Origin of the sequence: Viridibacillus sp. FSL H8-0110, assembly GCF_038003565.1 — a bacterium.
Classification (GTDB): domain Bacteria; phylum Bacillota; class Bacilli; order Bacillales_A; family Planococcaceae; genus Viridibacillus; species Viridibacillus arenosi.
In genome coordinates this window covers 1,531,531-1,556,468 of sequence record NZ_JBBOPJ010000001.1, presented here as the reverse complement: position 1 = coordinate 1,556,468, position 24,938 = coordinate 1,531,531, and the positions used below count along the sequence as shown (strand labels likewise).

The 24,938-nt window shown below is 34.4% G+C and carries 27 protein-coding genes and 1 other annotated feature; of the genes, 14 read left to right on the top strand and 13 right to left on the bottom strand.

Going from position 1 to position 24,938, the window contains the following annotated elements; all coding sequences use genetic code 11:
* Window positions 1–23 precede the first annotated feature (23 nt).
* Window positions 24–569, top strand: a complete 546-nt coding sequence (locus tag MHH98_RS07660; RefSeq protein WP_038184600.1) for a flavodoxin family protein — start codon at window positions 24–26, stop codon at window positions 567–569.
* Between the two features lie 231 nt (window positions 570–800).
* On the opposite strand, the gene MHH98_RS07655 is transcribed toward MHH98_RS07660, so the two are convergent.
* Window positions 801–1,787 carry an ABC transporter substrate-binding protein gene (locus MHH98_RS07655; RefSeq protein ID WP_038184602.1) on the bottom strand — a complete coding sequence of 329 codons (987 nt, stop codon included), beginning with the start codon at window positions 1,785–1,787 and terminating at the stop codon, window positions 801–803.
* 170 nt (window positions 1,788–1,957) lie between these two features.
* On the opposite strand from MHH98_RS07655, the gene MHH98_RS07650 reads away from it, so the two are divergent.
* The 3 genes from MHH98_RS07650 to MHH98_RS07640 are packed head-to-tail and all read left to right on the top strand — an operon-like array spanning window position 1,958 to window position 4,832.
* Complete coding sequence (locus MHH98_RS07650) at window positions 1,958–2,962, top strand: FecCD family ABC transporter permease (protein ID WP_038184604.1); 1,005 nt, start codon at window positions 1,958–1,960, stop codon at window positions 2,960–2,962.
* Entirely contained in the window at window positions 2,959–4,014 is a 1,056-nt protein-coding gene (locus tag MHH98_RS07645) for a FecCD family ABC transporter permease (protein ID WP_076065784.1), read from the top strand. Before MHH98_RS07650 ends, MHH98_RS07645 begins: the two co-directional genes overlap by 4 nt.
* Before the next feature lie 14 nt (window positions 4,015–4,028).
* Window positions 4,029–4,832, top strand: a complete 804-nt coding sequence (locus MHH98_RS07640) for an ABC transporter ATP-binding protein (protein WP_038184610.1) — start codon at window positions 4,029–4,031, stop codon at window positions 4,830–4,832.
* Between the two features lie 57 nt (window positions 4,833–4,889).
* Here the strand turns inward: MHH98_RS07640 and MHH98_RS07635 are convergent, their stop codons facing one another.
* Complete coding sequence (locus tag MHH98_RS07635) at window positions 4,890–5,429, bottom strand: GNAT family N-acetyltransferase (RefSeq protein WP_038184613.1); 540 nt, start codon at window positions 5,427–5,429, stop codon at window positions 4,890–4,892.
* Between the two features lie 378 nt (window positions 5,430–5,807).
* Here MHH98_RS07635 and MHH98_RS07630 point away from each other — a divergent pair, with 378 nt between their 5' ends.
* The 3 genes from MHH98_RS07630 (at window position 5,808) to MHH98_RS07620 (ending at window position 9,503) form a co-directional block, all read left to right on the top strand.
* On the top strand, window positions 5,808–7,466 hold the full coding sequence (locus tag MHH98_RS07630; RefSeq protein ID WP_038184617.1) for a tetratricopeptide repeat protein: 1,659 nt from the start codon (window positions 5,808–5,810) through the stop codon (window positions 7,464–7,466).
* A gap of 165 nt (window positions 7,467–7,631) precedes the next feature.
* On the top strand, window positions 7,632–8,429 hold the full coding sequence (gene proC, locus MHH98_RS07625) for a pyrroline-5-carboxylate reductase (protein ID WP_038184619.1): 798 nt from the start codon (window positions 7,632–7,634) through the stop codon (window positions 8,427–8,429).
* 138 nt (window positions 8,430–8,567) lie between these two features.
* Entirely contained in the window at window positions 8,568–9,503 is a 936-nt protein-coding gene (locus tag MHH98_RS07620) for an alpha/beta hydrolase (RefSeq protein ID WP_340712397.1), read from the top strand.
* Between the two features lie 48 nt (window positions 9,504–9,551).
* On the opposite strand, the gene MHH98_RS07615 is transcribed toward MHH98_RS07620, so the two are convergent.
* From MHH98_RS07615 to MHH98_RS07600, 4 genes are all read right to left on the bottom strand, one after another.
* Complete coding sequence (locus MHH98_RS07615) at window positions 9,552–10,907, bottom strand: amino acid permease (protein WP_038184993.1); 1,356 nt, start codon at window positions 10,905–10,907, stop codon at window positions 9,552–9,554.
* Between the two features lie 58 nt (window positions 10,908–10,965).
* Window positions 10,966–11,204: a binding site (T-box leader), on the bottom strand.
* 176 nt (window positions 11,205–11,380) lie between these two features.
* Window positions 11,381–11,995 carry a MepB family protein gene (locus tag MHH98_RS07610; RefSeq protein ID WP_164491926.1) on the bottom strand — a complete coding sequence of 205 codons (615 nt, stop codon included), beginning with the start codon at window positions 11,993–11,995 and terminating at the stop codon, window positions 11,381–11,383.
* Window positions 11,992–12,381, bottom strand: a complete 390-nt coding sequence (locus tag MHH98_RS07605) for a GyrI-like domain-containing protein (protein ID WP_038184621.1) — start codon at window positions 12,379–12,381, stop codon at window positions 11,992–11,994. The genes MHH98_RS07610 and MHH98_RS07605 overlap by 4 nt, the downstream gene beginning before the upstream one ends.
* Before the next feature lie 60 nt (window positions 12,382–12,441).
* Complete coding sequence (locus MHH98_RS07600; protein ID WP_340712396.1) at window positions 12,442–13,353, bottom strand: helix-turn-helix transcriptional regulator; 912 nt, start codon at window positions 13,351–13,353, stop codon at window positions 12,442–12,444.
* A gap of 362 nt (window positions 13,354–13,715) precedes the next feature.
* Here MHH98_RS07600 and cyoE point away from each other — a divergent pair, with 362 nt between their 5' ends.
* Window positions 13,716–14,660 (top strand): heme o synthase, encoded by a 945-nt coding sequence (gene cyoE / locus MHH98_RS07595; RefSeq protein WP_051448700.1) that lies wholly within the window; start codon window positions 13,716–13,718, stop codon window positions 14,658–14,660.
* A 57-nt stretch (window positions 14,661–14,717) separates the two neighbouring features.
* Here cyoE and MHH98_RS07590 read toward each other — a convergent pair whose 3' ends face one another.
* Both MHH98_RS07590 and MHH98_RS07585 read right to left on the bottom strand, forming a co-directional pair.
* Window positions 14,718–15,290 (bottom strand): hypothetical protein, encoded by a 573-nt coding sequence (locus MHH98_RS07590; RefSeq protein WP_076034654.1) that lies wholly within the window; start codon window positions 15,288–15,290, stop codon window positions 14,718–14,720.
* 20 nt (window positions 15,291–15,310) lie between these two features.
* Entirely contained in the window at window positions 15,311–15,610 is a 300-nt protein-coding gene (locus MHH98_RS07585) for a hypothetical protein (protein WP_038184630.1), read from the bottom strand.
* Window positions 15,611–15,899: 289 nt separating this feature from the next.
* Between MHH98_RS07585 and MHH98_RS07580 the strand changes: the two genes are divergently transcribed.
* The 3 genes from MHH98_RS07580 (at window position 15,900) to MHH98_RS07570 (ending at window position 17,991) form a co-directional block, all read left to right on the top strand.
* Window positions 15,900–16,778, top strand: coding sequence for a ComEC/Rec2 family competence protein (locus MHH98_RS07580; protein ID WP_340712393.1), 879 nt, complete (start codon window positions 15,900–15,902; stop codon window positions 16,776–16,778).
* On the top strand, window positions 16,778–16,993 hold the full coding sequence (locus MHH98_RS07575) for a DUF3006 domain-containing protein (protein ID WP_038184634.1): 216 nt from the start codon (window positions 16,778–16,780) through the stop codon (window positions 16,991–16,993). The genes MHH98_RS07580 and MHH98_RS07575 overlap by 1 nt, the downstream gene beginning before the upstream one ends.
* Before the next feature lie 125 nt (window positions 16,994–17,118).
* On the top strand, window positions 17,119–17,991 hold the full coding sequence (locus MHH98_RS07570; RefSeq protein WP_076034656.1) for a phosphotransferase: 873 nt from the start codon (window positions 17,119–17,121) through the stop codon (window positions 17,989–17,991).
* A gap of 56 nt (window positions 17,992–18,047) precedes the next feature.
* Here the strand turns inward: MHH98_RS07570 and MHH98_RS07565 are convergent, their stop codons facing one another.
* Together MHH98_RS07565 and MHH98_RS07560 are read right to left on the bottom strand one after the other, a co-directional pair.
* Window positions 18,048–18,881 carry an alpha/beta fold hydrolase gene (locus MHH98_RS07565; protein ID WP_340712392.1) on the bottom strand — a complete coding sequence of 278 codons (834 nt, stop codon included), beginning with the start codon at window positions 18,879–18,881 and terminating at the stop codon, window positions 18,048–18,050.
* A 26-nt stretch (window positions 18,882–18,907) separates the two neighbouring features.
* Window positions 18,908–19,771 carry a GNAT family N-acetyltransferase gene (locus tag MHH98_RS07560; protein WP_076034658.1) on the bottom strand — a complete coding sequence of 288 codons (864 nt, stop codon included), beginning with the start codon at window positions 19,769–19,771 and terminating at the stop codon, window positions 18,908–18,910.
* 180 nt (window positions 19,772–19,951) lie between these two features.
* Here MHH98_RS07560 and MHH98_RS07555 point away from each other — a divergent pair, with 180 nt between their 5' ends.
* A complete protein-coding gene (locus MHH98_RS07555) occupies window positions 19,952–20,158 on the top strand; it encodes a KTSC domain-containing protein (protein ID WP_038184655.1) in 207 nt (68 codons plus the stop codon).
* A 265-nt stretch (window positions 20,159–20,423) separates the two neighbouring features.
* On the opposite strand, the gene MHH98_RS07550 is transcribed toward MHH98_RS07555, so the two are convergent.
* Entirely contained in the window at window positions 20,424–21,302 is an 879-nt protein-coding gene (locus MHH98_RS07550; protein WP_051448701.1) for an SEL1-like repeat protein, read from the bottom strand.
* 443 nt (window positions 21,303–21,745) lie between these two features.
* A complete protein-coding gene (locus MHH98_RS07545) occupies window positions 21,746–22,885 on the bottom strand; it encodes a hypothetical protein (RefSeq protein WP_038184658.1) in 1,140 nt (379 codons plus the stop codon).
* Window positions 22,886–23,894: 1,009 nt separating this feature from the next.
* On the opposite strand from MHH98_RS07545, the gene MHH98_RS07540 reads away from it, so the two are divergent.
* The gene (locus MHH98_RS07540) at window positions 23,895–24,350 is read left to right on the top strand and encodes a hypothetical protein (protein ID WP_340712389.1); all 456 of its coding nucleotides are present in this window, start codon (window positions 23,895–23,897) and stop codon (window positions 24,348–24,350) included.
* Window positions 24,351–24,400: 50 nt separating this feature from the next.
* Window positions 24,401–24,541, top strand: coding sequence for a hypothetical protein (locus MHH98_RS07535; RefSeq protein WP_235175727.1), 141 nt, complete (start codon window positions 24,401–24,403; stop codon window positions 24,539–24,541).
* A 181-nt stretch (window positions 24,542–24,722) separates the two neighbouring features.
* Here the strand turns inward: MHH98_RS07535 and MHH98_RS07530 are convergent, their stop codons facing one another.
* Window positions 24,723–24,923 (bottom strand): hypothetical protein, encoded by a 201-nt coding sequence (locus MHH98_RS07530; RefSeq protein ID WP_038184671.1) that lies wholly within the window; start codon window positions 24,921–24,923, stop codon window positions 24,723–24,725.
* Between the last annotated feature and the right edge of the window lie 15 nt (window positions 24,924–24,938).

Below are 24,938 nucleotides of genomic sequence, written 5' to 3'. Positions count from 1 at the left end.
AAGTATAGAGAGGATTGACATATATGAAGATTACAACATTTATTGGTAGTTCTAGAGAAGAAAGTAACAGCGAGATACTGGCAGATTTGGTGACGAAGGATATAAATCATACTAAAATTGATTTGAAAAACTTATCTATACAACCTATTCATGATTTACGTCATGCGGATGGCGGTTTTCAATTAGTAGACGATGATTATGACACAATCATAAATGCTTTCTTAGAAAGTGATCTGATTATCTTTTCTACTCCAATTTATTGGTATACGATGTCGGGTATTATGAAAAACATGATTGACCGATTAAGCCACGCTATACGAGATGAACGATTCCCACAATTTAAAGAAAAAATAAAATCCGTAGATGCCATTGTAGTAGCTGTCGGTGGTGATGACCCGAAAATAAAAGGGCTGCCTCTTATTCAGCAATTTAAATACACTTTTGATTTCTTAAATATGCGGTTCTCATCTTATATTATAGGTGAAGGAAATAAACCAGGTGACATATTACAAGATCAACAAGCTGTAGAGCAAGCTAACCTATTAAACAAACAGTTGAAAAAATTATAAAAACCATCAAGAAGATCGTTCATTTTTGAGCGGTCTTTTTTTATCTAATGACTCATTGTATGTGCTGTTTTTATCCCTTCCTTTCCTTTAAAAGACGTATTTAATGATTTAGTTATTCTTCTTCAAGTAATTCAATAAAGCATTCAAAATCACATATTTAACTAATAAATTATTTCCTGGAAAATAAAAACGTTTATTAGGATATCCTAATAAACGTTTTATCATTACATTTTATTTAGAGAATACTTCTTCAATTTGATCTAGCATTAAGTTTGCTGCTAATACGCCACCTGCAGTATTCCAAATGACATCATCTACTTTATGAACATTTCCTGCTTTAACTGCAGATAGTTTTTGCCATAGTGGATCTTCTGTCCACTCTTTTTCAGTTGCTAATGCAGAATCATCACCTGTTGGCATATATGTGAAGTAGAATAACACGTCTCCGTCCATTTCAGGAATGGCTTCTTTACCTACTTCAATTGCTAAGTTACCTAGTTTATTATCAGCTGTAAATAGTTTTTCTTGGGCTGATACACGTTTAAAACCTAATTCGTTAAAAATGACACCAGAAAATGAATCTGTATAGTAAATACGTGTTATACCAGTCATAAAGCGTACGAATGATACTTGTTGATCTGTTTTATCACCTAATGTTGTTTTTAATGCTGCTACTTTTTCGTCATATTGTTTTAAAATGTCTTTACCTTCAGCATCTTTATTCACTGCTTTTGCGTATAAAGCAAAGTTTTCTTTCCAATCCCCACGTAATGTTTCAGAGAAAACAGTTGGGGCAATTTTAGTTAACTTGTCATAGACTTTTTCTTGTCTTATCTTACTACCAATGATTAAATCTGGTTTAAGTGCAGCGATTTTCTCGATATTCACTTCATGTTCAACACCGACAACTTCTGCATCTCCCATATCGTCTTTAATATGATCATACCAAGGATTTCCTACCCATGATTGTACTGCGCCAACTGGTTGAATACCTAAAGCAAGTAATGCTTCTGTTCCTTCATTCGTTAATACAACAATACGTTTTGGTGTGCCTTTAATTTCAGTAGTACCCATTGCATGCTCAACAGAATATGTTGTTTCCTTTTCTTTTGATGCATCTTTTTGTTTATCATCTTCTTTTGTATTACCGCAAGCTGCTAATGCAAATACAGCGATAACTGCAAATAATGCGACGATTTTACGTAAAGTATTTTTCATCTCTTTAAATCCTCCTATGTATATGATAAAATATGAAAGCAATAATGATAATCATTTTCATTTAATGCAAGATTAATATTATTCCACGGTAAAAGAGAAGTCAATATATTTTTTAATTTACATTAAAAACGTAATTTTATTCTATTTTAGAAAAGAGTTTTGAATACCACATGTTATTTAATAATAATCTTACAAAAATTCTTGCACTAATAAGCAGTATCATTCTATTACTCGTATGTATGGTCATTAGTATCGTTTACGGTTATGCAGATACATCCTTTCAGACGGCTTATCAAGCATTTACACAGTTTAATGACTCGAATGAACATTTAATCATTCAAAACGTACGACTTCCTCGTGCATTAATCGCAGCAAGCGTCGGAGCTTCATTAGCAATTGCTGGCGTTTTAATGCAAACGTTAACAAAAAACCCATTAGCTTCACCAGGTATTTTAGGGATTAATGCTGGCGCTGGATTTGCGGTTGTGTTTGCCATGGTTTTCTTCCAATCTGCTAGCTTGCAATCATTCGCATGGATTGCATTTTTAGGTGCAACAGTTGCAACCGCGGCAGTTTATGGGATTAGTTCTACAGGTCGAGATGCTATGTCTCCTATTAAAATTACATTAGCTGGAGCAGCCATGAGCGCCCTCTTCTCTTCTTTTACTCAAGGATTATTGGCCACTAATGAGGCTGAATTAGATCAAGTGCTATTTTGGTTAGCAGGTTCTGTAGAAGGTCGTAAATTGGAATTATTAATTGATGTTCTTCCTTATCTTATTATAGGTTGGATTGGCGCATTGCTAATTGCACCGAAGATGAATGTTCTAGCACTAGGTGATGATGTCGCAAAAGGGTTAGGTTTACCTGTCGGCTTGATTCAATTAGCTGTTGGATTTATCGTTATTATGTTAGCAGGTGGATCTGTAGCTGTGGCTGGTCCAATCGGTTTTATCGGTATAGTCATTCCCCATCTAGCTCGCAAATGTGTTGGGAATGACCATAGGTGGTTAATTCCTATGTCAGCATTACTAGGTGGTATTCTACTACTATTAGCAGACGTGAGTGCTCGTTATATTATCATGCCTCAGGAAGTTCCTGTTGGTGTCATGACAGCGTTTATCGGAACACCATTCTTTGTTTATATTGCTAGAAAGGGGTTCAGAAAAGCGTGAAGCAGTACAGAACTATTAGACTATTACAACAAAAAATTTCGTTTTTACTTGATATAAAAGCAACTAGGAAAATCTCATTCTTATTCTGCTTAGTAATGGCAACATTTATACTAAGTGCATCTGTAGGCGATTCTTTTATCAATCCGTTAAACGTTTTCCAAATTCTATTTGGTGGTGGTAATGATTTTGATCGCCTTGTAGTAGTTGATTTTAGATTACCTCGTATTCTAATCGCAGCATTTGCTGGTATGGCATTAGCGGTTGCTGGTGCTATTTTACAAGGGATGATTAAAAACCCCCTTGCTTCCCCTGATATTATAGGGATTTCGGCTGGTGGCGGTGCCGCAGTTGTAGCTTTCTTAGCCATCTTTAGTGATCAAAACCACTCCTTAACAGTTAGTATTCAGTGGCTTCCTATTGCTGGTTTTATTGGAGCTACGGTTATTGGCTTTGTCGTATACTTTTTAGCTTGGAAAGATGGTATTACACCGATTCGCCTTGTCCTCATTGGGATTGGAGTTTCAGCATTTATGCAGGCAATGACAACGATGCTCATGTTACTAGGTCCGATATATAGAGCAAGTGAAGCGAATATTTGGATTACAGGTAGCGTTAGCGGTGCAAGTTGGGAACAAGTGAAAATGGTCGTACCTTGGACTATTCTTTTGCTTGTGATTTCCTTCTTCATCACACGACATTTAAATGTACAAGAATTAGGTGATGATACAGCTTCAAATTTAGGACAACCTGTTCAAAAGATGCGTTTTCTTTTATTATTGCTTAGTACGTGCCTAGTTGCTGGCGCTATTGCTTTTGCTGGTGCTATTGGTTTTGTCGGTTTAATGGCACCACATATCGCACGTCGCTTAGTTGGTTCGTCTTTTGGCGTGTTAATCCCAACTGCTGCAAGTATAGGCGCATTACTAGTTATGGCTGCTGACGTCATAGGTAGAACGGCATTTAGTCCACTAGAAGTACCTGCTGGTGTTTTTACAGCAGCAATTGGTGCCCCTTATTTTATTTATTTACTATTTAGAAATCCGAAGAACTAAAGGAGTCGAAACCTTTGACAGAAACGATTGAAACGAAATCACTTACTTTAGGTTATGGAGATTCCGTTATTATAAAAGATTTAAATATTACAATTCCAAAGGGTGAAATCACCGTGTTAATCGGTGGAAATGGTTGTGGTAAATCTACTCTTTTGCGCTCTATTGCAAGATTATTAAAACCAACGAATGGCACTGTATTATTAGAAGCAGAAGATGTCTTTAAACTATCAACTAAGCAAGTGGCTAAAAAGCTCTCTATTTTACCACAATCCCCTACCGCACCAGAGGGGTTAACTGTACTGCAACTTGTGAAGCAAGGACGTTATCCTTACCAAAGTTGGCGTAAGCAATGGACTAAAGAAGATGAAGAAATCGTCATGAATGCACTTAATGCTACAGGTGTTGCAGAATTGAAAGACAAACCTGTTGACGAACTATCAGGTGGGCAACGACAACGCGCCTGGATTGCTATGACATTGGCGCAAGATACAGATATAATTTTATTAGATGAACCGACTACTTATTTAGATTTAACGCATCAAATCGAAATTCTCGATTTACTATATGAGTTGAATATTCAAGAAAACCGGACAATCATCATGGTCTTACATGACATTAATTTAGCTTGCCGTTATGCTCATCATATTATTACAGTAGCTAACCAAACTGTTTATAAAAAAGGCAAGCCTGAGGACATCATAAACGAAACCCTTATTAAAGATGTCTTTGATCTCGATTGTGAAATTACAGCTGACCCTATTTTCGGTACACCAATGTGTATTCCTTTTGGGAAAGGGCGAAAAGTAAGTCAATTTTAAAATATAAAAAGGACGACAGCATACTTTCTGCTCCCGTCCTTTTTATTTGTTTTATCTCTAACGTGCTCTAAACTCCACTAACCAGCAATCTCTTAATTCACCTTCATGCATCTCTTGCTTTGGTAAATATCGTACTTTCTTAAAACCACATTTTTCATAGCAATGAATGGCTCTTTCATTCCAAGCTTGCGGATCCATAACAAGGATATCAGCCTTTTTCTCGTTGACTAAGTATTCCTTCATCGCTAAAATAAGCTTGGTGCCAATACCTTTATCCCAATAACTCGATTCACCGATAAATTGATCTAACCCATAAATAACTTCAGCGTCGTTATTGTATTCATAAGCGACCCTACTCTCATGCTCTATAGGATAAAACTGAATATAACCAATACTCGCGCCATCGTATTCAATAATACATCTAGTTTCTTCTTCGTTAACATCGTAAAATTTTTCATGTACTTTTTCAATGTCAAATGGATTATCTTTTCCTTCGTAATATGTTAAAATATTTGCGTCTGAAAGCCATTTCGCAAGATAAATATCATCTTTTCTTTCTAACTTCCGAACTACTAATTGTTCATTTTGTAATATCATATACATTCTCCATTCTTTGTTAAGGTAATTTGCACACGATTTTTAAAGAAAATAATAGAATAGGTTCACCCTCAACCCATATTCTTCATATGTATTTGTTATATTAGTATGAATTTGGTCAATATAGGCATAAAAATACCATTTCCACAACCAATTAAGTATCATTTAGGTTACAATTATATATAAGTTTCGTAACACTTGTAACAGTTTTATAACAAATTCATTGATTTGTCCCATTACCAATGATTTTCATGATTTAATTGATAGAGTTAATGTAATTTGACACGGGAAATGAGCACTAGTTTCCTATTCCTTACTCAGAATTGATTTAAAAAAGCTTAAACTGTACTAGCTTTGAAACTTAAAAAGGAGATTATCATGTTTATATCTACTCAAAATGAAAATAAGGATGCTATCACTCAAATTGCCGAAAACATTTTAGCGCAAAATGAAGCTGTCCCAAGCAAATCTATCTATATTGATTTTGCCAAACAACTGAAACGTGATAATAAGGTTGCCCAAGCGAAAAAGTTGTTAGAAGAAGGTTCAAAAATATATCCACTGAATCTATCTGTTCATACTGAATTGATGAAAATTTATGCTCGCCAAAAAAATTGGAGCGATGTGGCGAAGCATTTACCAAGAATTTTAGTTAATATTTCACGAAAAACAGACTCGACCCTAACTTATAAACTATATAAATATTTGATTAATAACAGACACTATTCAGAAGCAGGTGAAATACTTGAACTGCTTGTGAAAGAGAACCCTGCGGATGAAACACTTCATTATAAATACGTCGAATTGGCATTTGCCTCAAAAAACTGGCCAATAGCAATTCAAAGAGTTGAAGAACTCGTGCAATTTTTAGGTGAAAAGGTACCAGCTTCGGTGCTCGTTGACTTAAGTATTGCCTATCAAATTGTAGGCGAGCATGAAAAAGCTAGATCATTATTCGCTGAATGTTTGACAAAGTATGTTGATGAGTTGCCTGAAATTTTTGTAGATGGGTATCGAAAAGTCACGTTATTTGATAATGGCGAGAGTAGAATTGAATTCTATAAATTCATAGAACCGACGAATACTGTATTTGCAACCTTTGATTCCATTGATAAAACATGGGAAAGAACACCATTTGCCTTCAACTTATTGAAGAAAAAAAGAGTCGATCTTATCTCTTTAAGACGAAGAACAACTAAAAACTATCATCAAGACATCTCAAGAGAAGAATATTACGAGACCGTTGCAAAATTAGCAGCTGGTTATGATAAAAAATTCGCTTATGGTACTAGCCTAGGTGGCTATAGTGCATTGTACTTTGGTTCAACAATTGATTGTAATATTCTAGCACTCAGTCCAAGAAACTCTGCGCATCCTAACCATGGTACTAAAATGAGAGTTGAAACGGTTTTCCAACACGAACTACAGCATCCTTATAATCCTAGGATTACTCCGACGATTATTTACGACCCTAAGGATGCTATTGATAGTAAATACATGAAAAAGGTAATTAAGAAAGCTTATCCAAATGCTAAGTACATTTACTACCCATATGCTGGACACCGTATTTCAATTTATTTATCTCAAATAGGTGTATTAAAGGATATTGTAAAAAGATTCATGGCAGAGCAGCCTATCCCTAATTATGAACGAACACTACGTTCAAAATCAACTGAGTATCATCGTATTTTAGCAATACATTGCTCTAAGACAAACAAAAAGAATTGGGCACTTCAGTTAGCAGAAGAATCCATCAGATTATCACCAACTTATGACAGACCACGCTTATTGAAGGGTGAACTTTTACGTGATTTAGGCCGAATGGACGAAGCTTTCGAAGCTGCATATGAGGGACTTGAACTGTTCCCTAAATACACAAGATTACATTTACTGTTAATCAGTCTATTCGAACAACAAAATCAGTGGAAAGAAGCACTTGAAGCAGTCAATAAAGCACTCGAAGTAAGCAAATCTCCAAAGCTGAAAGAAAAAAGAGAAGAATTGTTAGCAAAAGTTGAAATGCTTGCTACTGAATAAACCTATAAACAAAAAAACATCGTAGTGCATTTGACTACGATGTTTTTTTGTTTTTTGATAAGTCAAATATCGATAAATAAATTACATATGAGTTGTTAATATCAAACACTATCCAACACTAACAGTCTGTACTATACTGATAGAATATGTTAGGAGAGTGTAAGAATGAAGTATGGATTTATCGGCCTTGGTAGTATGGCTTCTGCCATTATTAAAGGCATGCACAATAGTAAACAATTTTCAGCCATAGACATTTATGGTTATAACCGAACAGTTGCTAAAACAAATCATCTTGTGGGCAACTATGGGCTAATTGCAAGTGACTCTATTAAAGATATTATGATAAATGCTGATGTCATTGTATTAGCAGTACAACCCCAAGTATTACCTGAAATATTATCAGAGGTGCAAAAATATATCCAAGAAAATCATCTTATTATTTCAGTCGCAGCAGGAAAATCAATTGAATATTTACAACAAAATATACAAACAGACACACCCATAGTCCGCGTTATGCCCAATATAAATGCCATCGTTGGTGCTTCCACAACATGCTACTCCATTTCTTCAACTGTTAATGAACAGCACAAAGAAGTCGTAGAATCTCTATTTGGAACTATTGGCTCTATTATAGAATTACCAGAAAATCTATTTACAATTTTCTCGGCTATTGGTGGTGCATCCCCTGCCTTTACTTATTTATATATTGACTCATTAGCTAGAGCTGCTGTGCGTGAGGGTATGGATAAGAAAATGGCATTAGAAATTGCCGCCAGCTCCGTACTAGGCAGTGCTAAAATGATATTAGAGTCTGACGAACACCCATGGGAACTTGTCGATCAAGTTTGTTCACCTGGGGGTACTACCATCCAAGGTGTCACCTCCTTGCAAAATGACCATTTCGCTAGTACCATTTACGATGCCGTAACGGCTGTTATCAAAAAAGATGAAACTTTATCATAAAATCTTCTCGGACAGAACTTTTCGCTACATAGCGTTAAATTCTGTCTTTTTTTATTAGCTAAAAACAAATACCTACCTTTCTTATAGGAATAGTGTATAATCAAATTAATCTAACTTTGAACTTGAAAGGATGATTTGATGAATAATTTAATGTTTAACCTAACAAATACATCTAAACAATATATCGCAGACGCTAATAAATCACCCAAATACTATACTCATCAACCAGCGGAGGTTCGAGCAGCAAGAGCTCAATGTCCAAAACCATTGATAGATTTACCTTTACTAAAACAAATAATAAATCGTAAAATACCTGTTCGAGATGGTAGTGAAATTAATGTTCGTATATACACGCCAAACGGTAAAGGTCCTTTCCCTATCATTGTTTATTATCATGGAGGAGGATGGGTTTTCGGTAATTTAGAAACGGCGGATGCAGGTTGTCACTTATTAGCAGCTGAAGTAAATGCCATAGTTGTTTCTGTCGACTACCGCCTTGCACCAGAATTTAAATTCCCAATTCCTTTAAATGACGCCTTCGATGCACTTTTATGGGTCTATGAGTTTGCTGCTGATTTAAATGGAGATTCTACGAATATTATCGTTGCAGGAGATAGTGCCGGTGGCAACCTAGCAACAGTTGTTACACATATGGCAAAAGAGCAAAATGGTCCACTCATCACTGCACAAGCACTAATCTATCCAGTGACGAATATGGATATGACCACTACTTCTTATGAAAACTATGCTAATGATCTAGGATTAGATCGTGTCGGTATGAAATGGTTTGGAGAGCATTATGTTTATAATGAAGAAGATTATCGAAACAGTGCCGTTTCTCCTCTCCTACAAGATGATTTAAGCTATTTACCAAGGGCTATTGTTATTGCAGCTGAATATGATGTTCTTTTTGACGAAGGCGTTTCCTATGCAAACCGTTTAAACGAAGCAGGTGTTCCAACACACCATGTGGTTATGCCTGGATTAATTCATAGCTACTTTAGTAAGATGGAATTTTTTGAAGATGAGACTAGACAGACCGTTCAGCTAATTGCTGATTTTATAAAAAAATAAAAAAAACGCTTGGATCATTTATCTTCCAAGCGTTTTCTCTATTAAATATTATGCTTCATTTTGATGTAAACGACCCTTATAAACATAAGTTATAGTAATAAAAATATAGATTGCTAGTGTAATACTAGTAACGATAATTGATGTTGTGAAAATAATACCAATCAGAATCGCACTTAAAGCAATGATGGCAAACCAAGTTGTATATGGGAACCATTTTACGGCATAAGCACTCGTTTGCCCAGGCTGTTTTTTTCGAGACTTCACATGAGCAATTGCAATGATTAACCAAATACATAATACCGTATATCCTAGGGAACCCATTAGAAAATCAAAAGTCTTGCTCCCAGCAAATAATGAAATTAACACGCCAATATATAAGACAGATGTACATAATAGTATTGAATATACTGGCACTTTCTTTTTCGATAATTTTGAAAATACTTTAGGAATACGCCCGTCCATAGCTTGAGTATATAGAACGCGTGATGAACCATATAATCCAGAATTCATCGATGAAATAATCGCAAGTAACACAACCGCATTCATAATATGGTCTGCCCCTGGGATACCGATCATTTTGAATACCATCACAAACGGACTTTCTGGTACTCCGTTAACTTCATTCCAAGGAATCAAGCTGACGATAATTAAAAATGGTACTAAATAGAAAGAAATGATTCGTACTAATGTACTGCGAACTGCTTTTGGTACCACTTTTTCAGGATTTTTCGTTTCAGCTAATGTGACACCAATAATTTCTGTTCCTCCGTAAGAATAAATAACTACAAGCATTGCCGTAATTAAACCTGTCGGGCCATTCGGGAAGAAACCACCGTGACTCGTTAGATTAGAAAATCCAACAGCTGTATGATCACCAAAAGTAACGAGCAGTAAGATAAACCCTGCTATGATAAACACAATGATTACAGTGATTTTAATTAACGCAAGCCAGTACTCCGTTTCAGCGAAAGCTTTTACTGATAGTAAGTTGATAACTGTAACTAACACTGACACTGACAAAGCAAGTATCCAAATTGGGTAATCTGGTAGCCAATATTGAATGAAGATTGCAGCAACAATAGACTCTGCGGTAATGTTTAATACCCACATTTTCCAGTAAATCCAGTCTAAAAAATATGCTGGGTACTTTCCTAAAATAGATTGAACTAGATCTCTAAATGTCCTTGCATTGCTATTTCGGACTGCCATTTCAGCTAATCCTTGCATAACAAATAATAGAATGATACCACCAATTAGGTAAGCAAGTAGTACGCTTGGTCCTGCCATATCAATGGCTGCACTACTCCCTTTAAATAATCCTGCGCCAATTGCTCCACCTAATGCCATCATCGTAATATGTCGTGAAGTCATTGTTCTTTGTAATTTTTGTTTGTCACTTTCCATATCCTTACCTCCAATAATCAAAAAAAGCATATCGTCTCTTCCTTCATCATCAAATGAAAGAAGAGACGATATGCCTTATGCAAACCGCGGTACCACTCTTATTGGTTCTAATTCATGAACCCAACTTTAAAAACCTGGTAACGAAGGTTAAACGTTAAAGTAAAAAGAATAGTCTGTCTATTCATTTCACTTTACCACTCATAGGCAAGTTCAAAGTATTATTGGACTGCGTTGCACCACCCCGCAGCTCTCTAGACCAAATAATGAGCTTTTACTACTCCTAATCAATGCGTTTTGAAACATTATTTCAGAAAATTTTAAATCAATATCCCATACTATACGGTCTTGTTTCATTTTTGTCAACATTTTATTTTAGAATAATTATTAAGTTATAATGGGCGTATACAATTTGGCCTAGAATGATCAAAACGGTTGCCTAGAATACGATACAAAAGTCCATATGTTAAGTATGTCTAATATTTTATACTATAAAGGATCTTCGCACGAACACGGTCTACTACTGTATCCTTAGGAATTTCTAAGAAATATTTTAGTTGCCATTCTTGTGTTTTTTTAGCTTGTTTGCTTTTGGGGTTATCCCAAGGTGGATAAACGCGAAATGCACGTTTACCCCCTTGTCCTTTATTGGATATTATATCTTGCTTATATAAAACAGCTTTCGGAAAGACAAACTGGCCAAATTGATCATCTTTTTTGACACTAATGACAAAGAATTCGATTGAATCTGATAGGTCATAAGGTTGAATTGATCCATCCCCAACCCTCTCCCATAGCGTCACAAATTGACCGATTTTTGTAGGTGTTATTTTAGCGACGCGAAATCTAATCGAGAGATCATTTAACTTAAATACATATGCTCCATATGCCGCGTTTTGTGGTTCAATTTTGGGGTGAGAAAATACAAATCCACATGGGTTATAGACTAGTTCCCTCGTTGCAATAAGGTTATCATGAATTGTGACAGAATCAGTCCAAGAATGTTGACAGCTAGGTTCAGTAACTGATAATTGTCGGTTTTTTTTATTTATATGTTCATTCTCCTGGTAGTGATCAAACTTACTAGTCATGAATTGACCGATAGATAGATCTTAATGCTACCGTCTTCACAGTAATGCTCAAAATCCGTTTTATAAGCTCTGTTGATATCACTTTTCCAGATTTTCTCCCAAGCTTTGAAAACACCTTTTGGATCCTTGTGATCTACTTCTATGGCAAGGTAGTTATCTTCTGGAATTATGGTACTAACATCATTTGTATTTGGCTCTTCAGTACCAATATGTAGATCGTAATCGTCTGTAAAATCACTTGCATAATTACTATAAACTGCATAGATTTCACCCGTTAAATTTAAACGTAGAAACTCCTCCCACAGTCTAACTATTGCGTCTGTATTTTGATTATTTGTTCTAACACTTTTCCCAAAAATCTGTTTTTTACTAATTGCTGTATGCATTGCAATTCCTCCTACTCGTTTATACTAGAAGAATATCATTCATAATATGACAACTGTCTGTCATCTTTTATAAATAAATTCTATTTCATTCATATATTCATCTTTCAGCCATTGTGGAGAAAGAATTTTTACATGTCTACCAAACATCATTATAAATGGCAGTATATTTTTGTTAACGTCGTAATTAAAGGTTACCTTAAGACGTCTATCTTCAAGTATTGATATTTCATCATCAGTAAAAAAATCATATAATTTTCCTAGTTCACTTTTTGAAAACAATAATATAATCTGCTCCATATTCGAATCGCTATTCGCTAAATAACAATTGCTATGACTATAAACGGATCTAGCTTTGTCCTTTATGAGTTCCATATTTCTTATTCTAGTTAACTTGAATAATCTTAAAGCCTCTTTATCTTCACAATAAGCCTCTAAATACCAGCTACCATTCATAAAATTTAGTTTTAATGGCTGAATAATACGATTAGATAAATTCGCAGTTTGTGATACATATGAGATGCAAATTTTATGTCCGTCTTCAATTACAGAAAGTATGTTTTTTACCTTTACTTTTGTTTCTGCTTCTATTGTTTCTCGATGTAATGTGGATGATAGTACCGTAATTGGCGGATGATAGTCTTCATTATTTTCTTGCAATAGCTCTATTTTCCTTTGTAAGATTGATAATTGATGACTATTAAATAATTCATTTTTCAATGATAATCCTTCCAATAAGAACTTTTTTTCAACATCATTAAAGGTGAATTTATCTAATTGGTAAGTATCGATTAAGGTAAAACCACCATTCTTCCCTAAATATGAAATAATAGGAATACCGATTGATGATAATGAATCCATATCCCGATATATCGTTCTTTTACTTACTTCAAATTTAATTGCTAATTCTTCAGCAGAAACTTTCTTTTTCTGTAATAAATAAATCAAAATCGAGAGCATTCTCTCTGTTTTCATGGTCTATGTCTCCTCCAAACAGGTATTAATCTAACTTTAATAGTATTAAAGGAGAATTCCAAATACATTCATTAATTTCACACTAGATTATTCGAATTAATTTTTAGTTTAATCTAGCAAAAACAAGTTATTCACTATTATACGAAAAATTACGAATTATATCGTTTCAATATTCTAATAAAAATGATACAACTTCTAACAATGAATAATGTGAAGAATTTATTACTATTTTTGTGTCTAAAAAGTACTATCTGCGTAGAATTATGCTCTGATTTACTGGAACTTTTGCAGTTTTTAAGAGATACTATAATATAGAGCTTAAAAAGTATTATTATTTATGATTAATAGGAAAGAGGTTTACAATGCAAAGTGATGTAAAAGTTGATCAGAGTGTAGAATCATCGTCCGAAACGATGCCGAAACAACCTCTATCAAAAATATTAGCCCAAACGGTTAAGACTGGAATTATCAAATCAAATTTGATCCCTATGATTGCAGGATTAACATTAGCTTTATATAAAAATCAAATAAGCCCTTTTGACAAAACTCTAGAGATTATTTGCGCGTTATTTGGTTCTGCTCTAGTAATTGGTGCAGCTGGTGCATTTAATAATTTATATGACCGTGATATCGATGCTGTCATGCAAAGAACAAAAAGTAGACCAACTGTAACTGGTACGATCAGTGCTAAAACTGTCCTTGTTTTAGCTATTGCGATGACGATTATTGGCTTAGGTGCTCTTGCGTATGCAACACCGATGGCTGCACTTATGGGATTCATAGGTTTATTTGTTTATGTGGTTCCTTATACAATGTGGAGCAAACGTAGAACTATATATAATACAGAAATCGGTAGTATTTCAGGAGCAATGCCCCCTCTAATTGGTTGGGCAGCAATTTCTCAAGATATAACACACCCTGCTATTATAGGGCTATTTGTATTAACTGTGTTATGGCAAATGCCTCACTTCTATGCGATTGCCATTCGCAAGCATGACGATTATAAAGCAGCAAACGTACCAATGCTTCCTGTAGTAAAAGGGATGCGCCGTACGTATATTCAAACAAATATCTATTTAGTTTTATTAATAGGAGTTAGCCTTTTACTTGGTACTTTAAGTATTGGTCTTATGTTAGTTGCGCTTATTCTAAGTATTTGGTGGCTGCTAATTAGTATTTCAGGGACTAAAAAAGAGAACCCAGAGAAATGGGCAAAATCAATGTTTATTTTTTCTCTATACCATATGACTATTTTGTTCTCTACTATTATCATATACTCTCTAATCGGGATTTTCTTTAATTTTTAAAGCCTCCACAACAAAACCAGCTAACGAGAAATTATTCTCGGAGCTGGTTTTTGTGTATTATTCTTCTTCTTTTTCAATTACTTTAAATTCCCCATCCGCATTCATGACGCTATATTCTATCAAACCTTTAACCTCACGTACTTTTCCATTCTCTTTTAATGTAAGCACCTCTCCGTCTTTAAATTGAAATTCATAATATGAAGCTTCTGGATCCATTTCGCTCATTCTATAATAAGTGACCTTACTTACTTCATTCCATTCATATTTACTTTCCTCTGTTGCAAAAACTCCTCGATAAGTAATAGTATCGTCAGTTATCGTGACAAAAGACTTTGCTGCACCGTAAAAAAGAACACCGCTACCAATCAAACAAACGAAGGCAACCACGATTGAAGTTTTATTTATTTTTAATAAAAATAATATGGAAAATCCCAAAATGATTAAAAACAATCCCGCTCCATACACCCAATAATTGATAGACGGTGCATACACAAGATGAACACCATATTGATAATAGATTGTTTCTGCAACCCCAAATGGTACCAGCAATACAAATAAAGGAGAAATTAATAAAGTACAACTGGCTAGTACCATGTAAATATGACGTGTTTCATACATTTGATAGTGCATTTAAGATACCCCTCTCACTTCTATTTAATTAAATAATCATCGATAGTAGGATACACACCCTCTTCCCATTTCCTTACTATTTCAAGTGTTTCATACTCGAAAGAGTCTATAAGTGTTACAACTTTGAAATGCAATGTGACTCTATTATTAACTTCTATTCGGCTACGTACATCTCCTTTAAATACCAGCAAAGTATAAGCATTTTGATGCGTATTAAATTTCACTGTAGATAAATTCTGGTCACCGTCATAGATGATATCTTTTACTACATCACGAATTGTAATGGTATCGCCTATTTTATAGCCTGCGAAATCTTCCACTCCATATTGATTTTTTTCATCATAAAGTGTTTGGAAGTCATTGGTCTATGTTTTACGATTTTATTTTTATGTTGCACATAGTAGTAATACTCATCATATAGCTCTTCTATATTAAGTTGTAAGTTGCTCAACACATCACCTCTTTTCGTTACTTACTGATAAGTCATTAAAATTTGTATTTATTTCAAATTATTTGTAATTGTTTTTAAAGTAATCGTTTATTAAATAATTCTCACCTCCCTACAAATCAGGTACTAACAATGTTAAAGTGGTAAATGGAGGGTTTTATATGAAAAAAACAAGTATATTTATAGTTTTATTAATTGCTATTGGATTAATTTTTGAACTTACTGACTCAAATGATTCAAACAAATCAACAGACCAGACTTTTACAGGTAAAGCATCCGATGTATTAGTACATATAATCGACATTGGCCAAGGGGATTCTATTTTAATACAGTCCAAAAAAGAAAATATTTTAATTGATGCGGGTAATAAAGAGGCTGGCGATGAAGTCATTGCTTACTTACAAAAGAACAATGTGACAACATTAGATGCTGTCGTCTCTACTCACCCGGATGCTGACCACGTTGGTGGCCTTGCTGAAGTCATAAATTCTATAGAAGTAAAGAAAGTGTACGCACCAAAAGTTAGTCATACTACAATTGCTTACAAAAATTTCTTAACTGCTGTGAAGAACCAGGGTTTGAAAATTACACAAGCAAAAACAGGAGTGGAAATACCGACGACGGAAGAAAATTTATCACTAAAATTTATCGCACCCGTTACTACATATAGTCAAAGTGATTTAAATGACTGGAGTGCTGTTTTACTTTTACAGAATGGTAATAATAAATTCCTATTCACTGGTGATACTGAATTCCCTGCTGAAGATGACATGTTAGCAAAAAATTTGATACCACAAGTAGACGTTCTAAAAGTAAGTCATCACGGAGCTGAGGAAGCGACATCTGACGCATTTTTAGCAAAAGCGAAACCAACATATGCTGCCATTAGTGTAAGTGCTACAAATGGCTATGGTCACCCTACTGCTGTTACATTAAATCGACTAAAAAAAGTTGGCGCAAAAGTATATAGAACTGATAAACAGGGCAATATAGTATTCAAATCAACAGGTTCAGAAATATCTGTAAAGGAAAATCAATGATGAAAACTGGGATAATTGATCGTTTTGAAAACCAAATAGCCGTCATAGAGTTTGAAGAAGGAATGCAGGATATCGCCATCACTGAATTACCAAATGGTGCACAACCTGGTGATGTATTAATCTTTCACCAAGGAAAAGTCACAATTGACCCTGCAGCTAGACATACACGAGATAAGGAAATCCATGAATTAATGGATGATTTATTTGAAGATTAATACCGGTTTACCAGGCGCTCTTTATACGCCTGGTTTTTTTATTAGTAATTTACATTAATCCCTAAGATATTTAGCTAATAATCAATTATAATGTACATTAATGTCAAAAGAATCCGAGGTCGTATATGCATTTATATGAACATTTACAAAAGATTGAATATCAATACACGTTAGATAAAATCGAATCCTTTGAACAAATACATCAAGGTCAAACCTCCCTGACTTTTAAAATTAACACGCTTTCTGATTGTTTTATTTTGCGTTCTCTAAAGAGCATTTCAGATGCAGAATTTGAATTTTTATTACATCAGCATTTGAATACAAATTGTTCTAGAGAAATAGTACCCACAATTCATCCTACTTATGAAGGTAATTCATTTATTCAAATTGATGGTCAGGTTTTCCATTTGCAATCATTCATTGCTTCCATTAAAAGTGATGTACCAATGGAAAAATGGATTAACGTGTTCTTTGAACTTAGAAATACTATGGGCTCTTTTAAAAGCAATAAAGTGAAAAATGATCGCTTTAATACTTTAACTACTTGGGAAGCTATTAAAGAAAATTGGAGTCAAGATAAACGCTTCCCTCCAGTGTTAGAAATGGAAAAGAAAATAACAAAATTAGTGATTAGAACTTCGATTGAAAAACAATGGATTCACGCCGATTTGGGTATTTGGAATACTCTTTTTAACAAAGAAGTATTTATTATCGATTTTGGTGAGGCTAGAATCGGGCACCCTTATTTTGATTTAGCTGCAATCCTCACATCAAATGTACCAGCAAACTTAAATGCTAATGAGATTAGACACTATATCAATCGTTTTATCTCATATTATTCTAAAGTTGAATCTATTAATATCTCTTTATTAAAAGACTTTATATCATTGTGGTTTATTCGAGGCGCGCTTACTGCCTATAAGCAAAAAGCTTTTGATACAGCACTTTACTTCCTTAATATGTTTAATAAGTATAATCTCTCTTTTGCTGAAATATAGAAAGCTGCTGCTGGAGAAAGTCAATTCTAAACTCCAGCAGCAGCTTTCTTATAAATCTAAAGTGTAGCCTTAACAAATTCAGCAAACTTCTCCTCTTCCTCAACGAATGGATAATGGTTGCTTTCATCGAACGTAAACAGCTTCGCATTTGGTATTAGCTCCGCCATTTCTCGTGAAAAATCATAAGGGCATTGTGTATCATATAATCCGCAGTATATGTATGTCGGAACAGTGATTTCTGGTAGCTGTGTTCTCAAATCATAGTTCTTTAATTCAACATACGAATAGTAGTTTAGACGATCACTTACTACTTTCCCGCTATTTGGACGGTTAAAGTATTCATCATAGCGATCTTTATAAAAGATAGACATCTCAGTCCACTCACGATTTAACTTTCGACGCTCTTCCAGAGGCATTTGAGAATCATTTAACTGTTGCATAATTTCTCTGATGCGTTCATTATTTTCATTGTCTTTACAGTATATGCTACCTTTATGTCGCATATATTCGTTAGACGCTGCCGCTCCTCCTGAGATGACTTTCGTTAAAGATTGCTCTGCTAAAATAGCATATACTAGCGCTAACATGCCTCCTGTTGAATGCCCTGCAAAAGCCCATTTTTCATGATGTAGCACTTCTCGAATGGCCTCTAAGTCCTTTACTGATTCTCTCATGTTTAAATCATGCTCTGTGAGAGATGGTGCAGATTGTCCTGCCCCTCTTAGATTCACTAAATATACAGTATGATACTCAGTAAAAGGGTTCGCTACTGTGTTGCCATTACTGTTAAATTCGCTATATAAATGTGTTACACAAAGCGGCGAGCCACTTCCCTTTACAAAAATTTCAAACATTCCACGAGATGTTTCAATTAATCGTTGTTCCCACATAGTGATGCCCCCTGTTATTTAAAAATTCACTTCATAAATACAAGTTCATGTACAATGTCGAAGCCGGCTGATTCGTATAAATGAATTGCGCCACTTTCATTTCGTTGAACAGTTAAAGAAATTTCAGCAATCGAATCGTATGTAAATAAAAAATCTAATCCATGCAATAGCAATTTTCTTCCGATACCTTGCTTCCGAAACCGAACATCCACGGCAATATACTCAATCGTACCTTCTCCATTTTCGGCATCTGCTTCTACATAGACATATCCCTTTATTTCTTCATGATCAACATAACAAAACACAACTCGATTCTCATTCAGACGAGACAATATCGTTTGTGCATTATAATACGTTTTCGGAAATGCTAAGTCATGTAAGTTTTGAAAGCCTTCTACATTGGTTGAGTCTAATTTATGAATATGTTTCGAGCTTTCAAATTTATGGTTTAGACGTTCTATATGTAATATATAATGATGCCCTGACATTTTTGCTCCGATGTTTTTTGTAAAAGCTATCGCGACTTCATTTTCAATATTGATAAAAAATTGAGGGTGTTCCAAGGCTATTGGCAGCTGTTGACATAACTTCATCCACATTTCAGGTAACAGTACTTCTGTTTCATCATTTTGAACAAACGGTCCCCATACTTCAGCAGATTGGTCATCCTTATCGAAATCAAGCCCTATTGCTGCAACAATCTGTTCATTTTCAACTGCAATAATCATAGAATTTTCAAAGGGTAAGTCTGAAAATTCTTGTCGTAATGTAGACCTTATTTCTTGCTCACCTTGACCACAGTAACCAATATGTCGTCTTGAATTTGCATTGCAGCTGGACAAAAAGTAAGCAAGCTCCTCAAAGTCTAGTGTTGTAGCCATTCTAATCATTATTCCTTCTCCTAATAATAAATATTTTTTTACATTAATATCGAATTAAAAAAATATAGTATTCCATACTTAAACAGTAATTTATTTGAATTGGAAAAGTCAATATAATATTACAATATAAAACAATTACCTATCTTTTGAAAGCGCTTTCGCTTATACTGAAATTAGGAGGGGATCGTTATGAATATGGTTTCTGTTACTTCATCAAAATTAGTAAATGTGGGCTTCGACCCTAGTGCAATGATTTTAAGAATTGAGTTTAAAGATGGTGTGTTTGAATATTTCGGCGTTCCTGAACGAATTTATAACGAATTAATGGAAGCAGATTCAAAAGGTATCTACTTTAAACGGTATATAAAAGATCGATATAGATTTGTCCGTGTGTAATATAAAACTAAGTTTATTCTTTAAAACATAAAAACGCATCTAAGGTGATGATGATCCCTTTGGATGTGCTTTTTCATGATACTTTGCTAAATCATTAACAGATAGAAGTTGATGATCTATTGCCATTTTTAATTGTATGATATTATCAAAAAGAAAATAAAGAGTACAATATTCACACGGTATTATTCACCTTTCTATATTTACCCTCATTCCAAAAACGAAAAAACCTGATGAGTGCTGTTCTACTCATCAGGTTTACCAACTATTAATAACTCCCTAAACGTTCGAGATGCTTTTTAGCTAACTCATCTCCCGCACTGATGGCACGTTCATACCAAACAATTGCACGATTAATATCCATCGGGACGCCCAATGCAAATTCGTACATTTCTCCAATGCGCACATTCGCACTTGCATCATCTTGCATTGCTGCACACTTATACCATATTAGTGCTAAATCGTAATCTACGGTTGTTCCAATTCCATTTTGAAACATATAGCCAACATTATATTCAGCATCTACGTTGCCTTCTTCCGCGGCTTTTTTATACCACTGAAAAGCTAGCTCCTTATTCTCTTTTACCCCAATGCCTTGATCATACATATTTCCTAGTCGATATTGCGCTTCTGTATAGCCATTTTCTGCTGAAGTTTTATATAATAACAATGCTTGCCCCATATTCTCTTTTACACTAAGACCTTGTTCATACATAATGCCTAGAGTAAATTGAGCTTCTTTTACACCAGCATTCGATGCTATTGTAAACCATTTAAAGGCTTCATCCATGTTTTCTTTAACATATTCACCATTAAAGTACATATCCGCTAAATTATTGGCTGCGTCTGCATGACCTTGTAATGCTGCTCGTTCATAGAGTTGAAAGGCTTTTTCTATATCTTCCTGAACGCCAAGCCCTTCATAATAGTAATTAGCTAAACAGAACTGTCCTTCTGCGACATTTAATTCAGTAGCTAATTTATACCATTGGACCGCTTTGTCATATTCTTTTATATTATTGTAAAAATAGCCAATCCCGGTCGTAGCTGTTGCAAAGTCACCCAACAACCCTTCCTGCATATACGCTGCTATTTGAGTAGATACATTAAAATCAATATTTTGTATATCTTCATTTAATACTGCCATTAATGCGATCATCCTCTTTGCCAATTGCTTTTCTATATAAAACACCTCATCTATATTGAAAATCGTTTATATCCTTTACACACATATTTGCCAAATAACGTAATATGTATAACTAAAAACCAATTTCTATTCATTTTTGATAATAGATAGCTTTACCTATTATATATTTTATTTTTTCGTTAACATAGTGTGATGACTTTATAATCAAAATCACTACTTTTCTATACTTCATACATCAAGTTAAATAATTAGTTTACATCAGTAATTCAAACGTACCTCTATCTTATTATACTTGATTAACCCCTTGCTATCATAAGGTTTTATATAGGAGAATATGTCGTTTATATATTCAAATTCTCCTACTAATTTTAAATGTCATTACAAAATTACCTAAATTCATAAAAAGCCACTAGCGTTTCTCACTTCGCTAGTGGCTTTACTTATTAATAGTTCACTTTTAATACGATGCTTTCAGAAATACTAGGTTTTTTAACGGTAATATATAATTTACCGCCTTTGCTACTTAATGTTTTTAGACTCATTGAAGCTTTATCAGTAGTACTTACTGTTGAAGCTAATAGTTTTTTCTTGCTAGCATCAGCATAAACTTTTACTGTTGATCCAGCTTTTAAGTTTGAAACTTGTACTTTATCGTTTTTAGTACCTTTTTTATTAATCACTTTTACAGCTGAACTTTTAAGCTTAGTTGATTTTACTGAAGTTTTTAACGTGTATGATACACTGTCATACATTGAATCCATCATATCTGAACTTACTTTCACATAATAAGTACCCTTTGGTAAATATACAGAACCAGTATATTTTCGTTTATCTTTTGTTACTTTGAAACCTTTAACCGTTTTCTTTTTATCATCTAAAACTTTCATTCTAAACTTCGTACTATGTTTTTGGTCCGCATAAACTTTCAAGAAACCTGCTTGTGGAACAGTTACTTTGTAATAATCATCTTCATCAAAAAGATTAAATGATGCATTATATGATTTGTTTAAATTGATTGGTGTTGCTTTTGAAGCTGTATTATTTGATTCTTTTTCATAGTTGCTACCTGCTTTAAAAGTTAATTTAGTACTGTAGCTTTTATTTTTTCCAAAGTCTAACTTATATGCTACAAGATAATATGTACCTTTCTTCAAACCAACAGAAATGGAATGCATTGATGGATCATACCAAGTAAGTTCTGAATTTATAGCATAACCGAATAATTCTACATCATTAAATGTACCTTCCAATTTTTCTAATGCGGATAGATCAAAATCTTCGATATCTTCTAATTGACTAGTATCAAATTCATTTAGTAGTAGAAGAGCTATTTCACGTTCTTTAGGATTATTTAGTTTCATCGTAAGTAAGCCATCAGCTGGTACTGTTACTTTTATAACATCCGTGCCCATACTGCTAAATTTTCTATCAAGCGTTTTTGATTTGTCTTTTGTTAAAGTAATCGTATCTACCTGAGTAGTTGTTGCGGCTTCCGTTTTATTTGTTGATGCGCCAAATGCAAACGCGAAAGCAACTACTAGTGCTAACATCATTTTAAAGAAATTTAATTGATTTTTTTTCATAATTATCCTCCAAATTTATAAATATACTAAAATTATATACATAATTTTTTGACAGGTATATGGTTATTTAGGTGGATAATTAACATTTTAGACGGACATTCATACTGAATCATATGAAATATGTATTTTCTTAAAATATCCAATTGATAAAAAAAGCCAGATATCTATTAACTAAATAGTTGCCTTACTTCAACTCCCCTCACGTTAAATCATGAATAGCTATATATCAACGATGGGTGATACTTTCTGAATAACCACCTCTTTCATTCCCCATCTTTACCAGTGGGAAACTTGGGTGACTTTTTGGGGGACTCCTAAAATTATAAGGGTTGGTAACTGGCAGGCGCGTATACACAGGCAAATAAGATGTGATGAGCACGAGAATATAAATAAAGAAGAAACAAAAGAGTGTAAATGTTGTCGGCAGTTTAAATGCAGCTGTAACATCGACCAAGAAAAAGAATCGAAAAAAACAGTGATGCGCTCTTGCTCTTTTGCCTGTTTAGTTTCGATATAGCTGCTTTTGTAAACACCACCAGGATACTCTCCAAAAACTTCTAGTGTATTTAATATTCCTTCACGTTCATCTACTGTTAGTTCCCTGTTCAATCCTCCAATTTTACAAGCACCAAACAGTTTCGGACATTCTTCGATTTTCTATGAAATGTTGGTGTTTGATAAAACCTTATTGTTTCGGGTTTAACACCACGTCGTTCCTATATCTCATTTATCGTTCCGTCCATAATACAGTTTCTCTTTTGTACATGAATAGATGGTCATGCTAATCTCCCGGTTTTGATAGTGCTCATAATGTGTATTATCAAAATGTTACTTTTTCAGTTTAAGAACAAGATAATTTGAAAACGAAAGAATGTGATGGATTTAAGAGCTTAAAATTAAATTTTTTTATTTGGACAAATTGCACAACCTCTTTTCATTTTAAGCCATATGTTATCTATGAAAGTCATTCGAATCGGGAAGGAGGTCTTGAAAATGAGTATTATGAAAGATGGTTGTAAGTGTCAGAAGTGTCAGAAGCAACATCACCATGAAAAAGATGAACATCGTTGTATGTGTCATAAGCAACATCACCATGAGAAAGATGAACATCGTTGTAAGTGTTGTAAGTGTCAGAAACAACATCACCACGAGAAAGATGAACATCGTTGTAAGTGTTGTAAATGTCAGAAACAGCATCACCATGAGAAAGATGAACATTGTTGTAAGTGTCAGAAACAACATCACCATGAGAAAGATGAACATTGTTGTAAGTGTCAGAAACAACATCACCATGAGAAAGATGAACATTGTTGTAAGTGTCAGAAACAACATCACCATGAGAAAGATGAACATCGTTGTAAGTGTTGTATGTGTTGTAATTGTTGTATGTGTTGTAAGTGTCATTAGCAATCTCACCAAGAGAAAGAAGCACATCGGTGTAATTGTTGCGCAGATGATCAATTAAGACGATTACAAACGCAGACTGAAGTAGATGTTTTCTTAAAAGGTGGTCAAGTGATAGAAGTTGTCGTTTTTATTAACTTAGACCAGAAAAATTGTTGCGCATTCTTTAGTGATCCAGAAACTGAACCTGGTTCAACACTTATCGGAGACTGCCAAGCAATTCAAGCTATTCGTATTGAAGCAGATTACTAAGTAATAAGAGGGTCTCTTTCTTGATGGAAGTGGCCTTTCTAATCCGCAAGAGAATCATCGAAATTTCTTTAAGCTTAGGCTATCGACCCTACATAAAAAATTTTCGCCATTCGTGCATACTGTCTCCAGGACAATAAAACTAATTCGCGTTCACGTTCCATAATGATTTCCATCACGCCACTCACCCCTTTCCCTGCACATTCAACCGTCCATCAACTTCAATGGCATAATCTGCCGCTTTACCTCTGCAAAGCCCTGTAAGGCTCATGATTGTACTTAAATGTGATTCGAATTGTTTTTCGAGTGCTGTCGTATAACCAAATCTTTTAATCGTTCCCACGATGATTGTTCTGTGATTTACTGCCTGTTCAATCTCGCTCATTCTCCAATCCCTCCA